Origin of the sequence: Sodalinema sp. (genome assembly GCF_046483825.1) — a bacterium.
Classification (GTDB): Bacteria; Cyanobacteriota; Cyanobacteriia; order Cyanobacteriales; family Geitlerinemataceae; genus Sodalinema.
In genome coordinates, this window is sequence record NZ_JAWOCL010000266.1 from 1 (window position 1) to 5,895 (window position 5,895).

The following is a 5,895-nucleotide window of genomic DNA, read 5'->3' on the forward strand; positions in this document are numbered from 1 at the left end:
TTGCTGGCATCGAGGACATGAAGACATAGGGAGGAGGGATGTTGAGCTTTAGTCTAGTTTGACATCTGTGGCGAGGGAACAGGGAATAGGGAACAGGGAATAGGGAACAGGGAATAGGGAACAGGGAACAGGGAACAGGGAATAGGGAACAGGGAACAGGGAACAGGGAACAGGGAACAGGGAACAGGGAATTGCTATCGGGAGGCAGAGTCGCCCCGATAGCCTGAAACCAGAGATAATATAGCAATCGAAGATTGGCCGAGGACAACTCTGAGTTGGGAGAGAATCCCCTACCTCTTGCCTCTTGCCATCCCCTCCTGGGAGGGGTTAGGGGTGGGTTATGCCTCTTGCCTGTTGCCTTTTTATCCCCTATTTTTTGTACGATTCAGACCAACTTTTGCTATAAGTGGTGTCAATGAACGACGGCTTCTAGGGATTGAGGTTGAAACATTTGGGTGCTTAAATACCGTTCTCCGCCACTGGCTTGAATCGTGACAATGGTGCGATCGCAGTCGTCTGAACTTGCCCCAATCTCCAAAGCGACTGACACCACAGCCCCGGTTGAAATCCCACTCATAATGCCTTCTGTTTCGGCTAAAAGTAACCCAAATTTGTAGGCTTCGTCCTCGGTCACTTGGACAACCTCATCGATTAAATCTTCCCGTAACACATCCGGGATAAACCCTGCACCAATTCCTTGGATATCATGAATGCCGCGATTTTTGCCACTCAAAACGGCACTGGATGCGGGTTCTACGGCAATAATTTTCAACTCTGGATTTTGCTGTTTTAAATAATAACCTGCTCCCGTCAACGTCCCCCCAGTGCCGACACCCACTACAAAAACATCAATTTTTCCCTCGGTATCCGCCCAAATTTCGGGTCCCGTTGTTTGGTAGTGAATTTTGGGGTTAGCGGGGTTACTAAACTGTTGGGGAGAAAAGGAATTCGGAATACTCGCGAGAAGTTCATTAGCCCGGGCGATCGCACCCGCCATGTCCAATTTAGCCGGTGTTGTCACGACTTCAGCCCCATAGGCTTTTAACAATTGTTGCCGTTCCTGACTCATATTATCGGGCATGGTCAAAATTAGACGATAACCATTCGCGGCACAAACCATCGCCAAACCAATCCCCGTATTACCCGATGTCGCCTCGATAATGGTTGAACGTCCCCGTTGAATCAACCCCGCGTTTTCCGCTTCTTTAATCATACTCACGGCAATGCGATCCTTAATGGATCGCCCTGGGTTCAAACTTTCTAGTTTCAAAATGATGTCAGCATTGCAGTGGTACTGTTTTGGCAAATGCTGCAATCGAATTAAGGGCGTGTTGCCAATGACGTCATTGATGCTTTTGTAGATTTTCATGGGTTTTAAAATAGAGTTGTAAACGAGATTTAAAAAATCGAAAAATCCAAGGAACTAAACACTAAAAACAAGCTCAATGTTTAGATTTAAATGCTTTGGGATTAAATCAACAGCTCGTACCAGGCGACAACCATGACCCCCATCAAAATAAGATGGGGCATTGTTTTAAGCAGAGGACGGCCCGTGATTTTCAACAGGGGAAAGATGCTAAATCCTAAAATCAACAGTAAGGTCACGCCTTGCAGAAACTGGGCGACCTCCAAACTCCAGGTTAGAGTGGGTAATCCCTCCCCACTGAAGCCAAATGTGCGAGCGGTTACGGACAGAATCTGACCGGCTTCGGTCATGGCGGAGGGTAGGTAATGAGCTAAGTTTCCCGCCAAAACTAGGGGCAGGTAGGCATAAATGACGGTTTGATACTCCGGCATCTCGGCGTCAAAGAAGCCAGCGATTTTGTGAGCTGTATAGGTCAGAATCAGGGGGATGGACAAGATGAGGCTAACCACCGGAATGGCGATCGCCAAATGCTCAGAATCGATCGCCAACTCTCCCCAACCGAACCAGCCTAAAATCGCCTCAGAATGGTGCATAAACACCCCACCGAACAGCAACAGCAGTAGGGCAATTTCCGCCGGGAACCCTCGATGGCCTTCCCAAATATCCGCCGCCGGGAAGCGGAGATTCAACTGTCCCGAACGGTTGGGACAGGCCTTGACGCAAGTCATACAGAACATACAATCGCGATTATCGGGCAACTGAGCTGGATGGGAATACAGGGGACAGCCCCCCGTTGCCTGTCCCTCTGTGGGCAGGGCATCGGGAAAATTAACGGGAGTCTCATCGCTACCTCGATAGCAGCCAAAGGTCTGACATTGGGTCCCGCAAACCTGCGGCGTCGATCGCAATTCCAGCACCGCCAATTTAGCGAACATCCCATTCATGCCACCGATGGGGCAGAGGTGACGACACCACAAGCGACGCTCGTAGATGACGCTACAAATAACCGCCCCCGCCGCAATCACCAGCAGCAGCCACGCTGACAGATAGGCCCGATGAGGAAGATCCCACAATTTTTCCCAGAGATAAATGGCGACAAACCCGGCCCACAGCAGCCACGCTCCCCACTTGTTCAGCCATTTGGTCGGCCAGGGTAATAACTGCCTCGGCCAAATCCACAGGGAGACGGTTCTGGCCCATTCTCCGACAATCATAAATGGACAAACGGCACACCAGAGGCGGCCGATGACGGGAAACAATAGCAGATAAAACGGCCACCACCACGCCCAAAATAGGTTCAAGGCTACGTTGGCATCCCGAGTCTGCGGACCAATCAACCCCATCACGGTAACGGGGATAAAAATCAGCATCATCGGCCACCAAATGGCTTTGGGCCACCAGTCACTTAAGAGGAATTGCCGTAATCCAGGAATTTGGTTGAGTAAGTCGACTCGAAAGGTGTTTTTGGGGGATTCGAGGGACCACAAGACTTGTTCGGGAATGACCGACTGCCCCACGGGGGTCATGGCTACGGCCCGTTTTAAAATCCCTTCCAATTCGCCGATGTTGCCGGGATAGTCATAGCTGAGTAGCCGTCGCAAGTCGGCTTGATCGAGTTGTAGGGGGGGGCGACCCTGTTCCCGACAAAATTTGTCTAGGAAATGGTGGGCGAAGGCGGGGATATCCCCTTTCCGTTGCGGTAGGGTGAAGAGTTTGATGCTGTGGGCATCGATGTCGGAGAAGGGGAGTTTTTGGGGACTGGTGAGGATGAGACGCACCGAGAGGGTGGGGGAGGATTGCTCGATGACCTGCTGCTGCATCTCAACGGGGGCGTTGGGGATCGCATGTCCGGTTTTGAGGTAGTGAGCGAGTCGATCGCGATCGCCCCGTGTGAGGAGTTGGATATTAGTGATCGCTAAGGTTCCTCGTTCTAAGAGGGCGATCGCTCCCTGGAGTCCGTCATACTGCCCAAATAAGATATCGGTGTTCACCGCTCCCGCTCCATCTAAGGGCAGTTGGGCACAGTCGATTTCGGCGAAGGGCCGATCTTTGAGTCCAGACTGGCGATGAATGAGTCCGGCAATAAAGGTTTTTCCGCTTCCTGATGGCCCTTGGAGGAACACGGGTTTTAAGTCTCCGGCGGCCTGTTTGACCTGTTTGGCTAGTTTCTGGCTGGGTTTGGTCTCTCCAATAATGGTTTCGTTGAGAGAGAGGGGGCGAACATAGGGTTGTAATCCCTGAATACGCGCTTGTTCTTGGGCCAGACGTTGGGAAAAGCGCAGCAAATCTTGGGCTAAGAGGGTATTGATGGCATTATTAATGTCGGGATGCTCGGTTTTGAGATCCTCGAAGCGATCGCGGGGCAAGAACCAAATTTCGCTACAGCTGATCGTCTTCGCCCCAGAGCGATAATTGTCTGTGTCTTCCCCCGCCCCGATGGAGATATGGCCGAACAGTTCCCCGGCGTTACGATAGATGACATGGGTTTGACCGACGGGGGAGGCTCGATAAATTTCGACGGTCCCCCACTTGAGCAGGTATAACCCTTTGGGATAGGTGTCTTGGTCGTAGATTGTGGTGTCGGAGTCTGCCCGCAACAGGTTTAGGGATGAGGCGATCGCGGCGATCGTCTCGGGCCTCAATGTTCCCCAAATGCGATGAAAACTCAACCAGGTGATGCAGTCTTCAATGTCTTGGCGATCGGGTTCGGGAGATTTGGGGAAAATTTGCTGTGTCATTTGGCATCCGGGAGAATGGACAATTTAGAGTACGGTCTTGGTGATTCCCATTGTCTCTACAAGTCCACGCTCGCAGGTTTCGAGACCCATTCTCTAACCTGTTGCAACCCATCGGGTAGATCTGAGAGTTCGCTAAGACACAGTCAATCTCAACCGTCAATCTCAAGGGTATTTTTCCCATCCCATGCCGCCTTGTACGTCAACTGGCTGAGCTGATGACTATCCCCTAATCCAGATGAAAACTGGCTTTCGCTCAGTTGGGGCAAGGAACGCTCGTCCTTGTACGCTATGGTAATCGCGACCAAATCTTACACTCAAACTATACCATATTTATTTATAGTTTTACATCGCTCAATGAATTTATGGGACGGTTGGGTTTGATGTTTGGGTTTGATGTTTGGGTTTGGGATATGAAGAGCGATCGCAGGTTAGCTCAAGGGTTGGCTCAAGGGAGTCCCGTGTCCCGCAATTGACGAACATTTTGTCTTCTCTCCCCCGATTCCCCAACATTCCCAAAAACTTGCGTTAGAATGGCGACTGTTGTTCAAAACGTTAAGATATATGAACTCTCAACGCCGATTCCAATGGCTTACGGGTGCAATGGTGCTATTGAGTACGACAACGCTGGCGGTAACTCCGAGTCGTGCTGAGGTGACGACCTCCTCTCCTGAGTTAGAGACTGAAGTGGCTCAACTGGGTGTTGGAAGTCTGGTTGATTCTCTAGCGGCGGCCGGAGATATGAACACACTGCTACAATTGGCAGAATTAGCGGGAATGGCGGACACCTTGGCTAATGATGGACCGTTCACGTTATTTGCTCCCACGGACCAAGCGTTTCAAGATTTACCTCAGTCTGTGGTGAATGCCTTAACTGACCCGGCGAATCGGGATTTGTTGCAGGATGTTTTAGGAATGCACGTTGTTCCTGAAATTCTCGAAGCCAATGATATTGGTAATGAAGTGTTGGACACGCTGAATGGCCCGGTCAATGCTAGGGTTCAGGGAAATCGGGTTAATGTTGGCCCCGCTCGGGTCATTGACACGGATATTCCGGCCAATAATGGGGTAATTCACAAGATTGATACGGTGATTGTTCCCGGTGATTTGCAATCTCGGTTAGATGAACGGTCGACTGAGACGACGACTGAGACGACGACTGAGACGAGGACGGAAACACGAACGACTCCGGCCCCGGCACCCCGTTCGACTCCGGCACCCCGTTCGACTCCTAGGACATTTCCTGTCACCTGGTAATGGGTTGAGTCGTGGCGAGTGACTAGGGGCAAAACCTCTGCATTGTTGGGTTTTCGTTGGTTGCGTCCCTGGTTTCCTGATTGCGATACGTTGAGTTTTTAAATTGTTGAATTAGGTAGGGGTTCAGTCTATTGAACTCCTATTTTTTAGGCAATATTTATGAATGGATTATGGGGTTTTAACCTGAAGTTGTCGAAGACGATTGAGGGCGGCGGCCAGTTCAAAACGACGGAATTGGGCTAGATTTCCCACGGGGAAGGGGGAGAGAATGTCTAAGCCTTGGGAGGCGATCGCCCCCTCAATTTCGTCTAATATCTGTCTGAGGGTCTTATGGGTTCCTGAGTATTCCTGTTTGAGATAGACCATGGCTTCGGCAATGGCCCGCAACTGTCCCGCATCGACGAGTTGTTCGACGGCGGATACATCAATCTCATCGCTTCCAAAGACGATTTCATCTTCGTCTCGCACTTGCCATTTGACGGCCCGTTTGCCGCGACTGGGGTCGAGACTGTCGGGGAGGAGGTAGCGAGAGGTGGG

Annotated in this window: 3 protein-coding genes and 1 pseudogene; 1 reads left to right on the plus strand and 3 read right to left on the minus strand. The window is 51.0% G+C overall.

Going from position 1 to position 5,895, the window contains the following annotated elements:
• Window positions 1-412: 412 nt before the first annotated feature.
• Together cysK and R6U67_RS16890 are read right to left on the minus strand one after the other, a co-directional pair.
• Entirely contained in the window at window positions 413-1,369 is a 957-nt protein-coding gene (cysK, locus tag R6U67_RS16885; protein WP_410253632.1) for a cysteine synthase A, read from the minus strand.
• A gap of 101 nt (window positions 1,370-1,470) precedes the next feature.
• Window positions 1,471-4,104: a sigma 54-interacting transcriptional regulator gene (locus tag R6U67_RS16890; RefSeq protein ID WP_410253633.1), complete on the minus strand. Its 2,634-nt coding sequence runs from the start codon at window positions 4,102-4,104 to the stop codon at window positions 1,471-1,473.
• 561 nt (window positions 4,105-4,665) lie between these two features.
• Here R6U67_RS16890 and R6U67_RS16895 point away from each other — a divergent pair.
• Window positions 4,666-5,358: a fasciclin domain-containing protein gene (locus R6U67_RS16895; protein ID WP_410253634.1), complete on the plus strand. Its 693-nt coding sequence runs from the start codon at window positions 4,666-4,668 to the stop codon at window positions 5,356-5,358.
• A 168-nt stretch (window positions 5,359-5,526) separates the two neighbouring features.
• Here R6U67_RS16895 and R6U67_RS16900 read toward each other — a convergent pair.
• A pseudogene (locus R6U67_RS16900) lies at window positions 5,527-5,895 on the minus strand (ATPase); the annotation flags it as partial.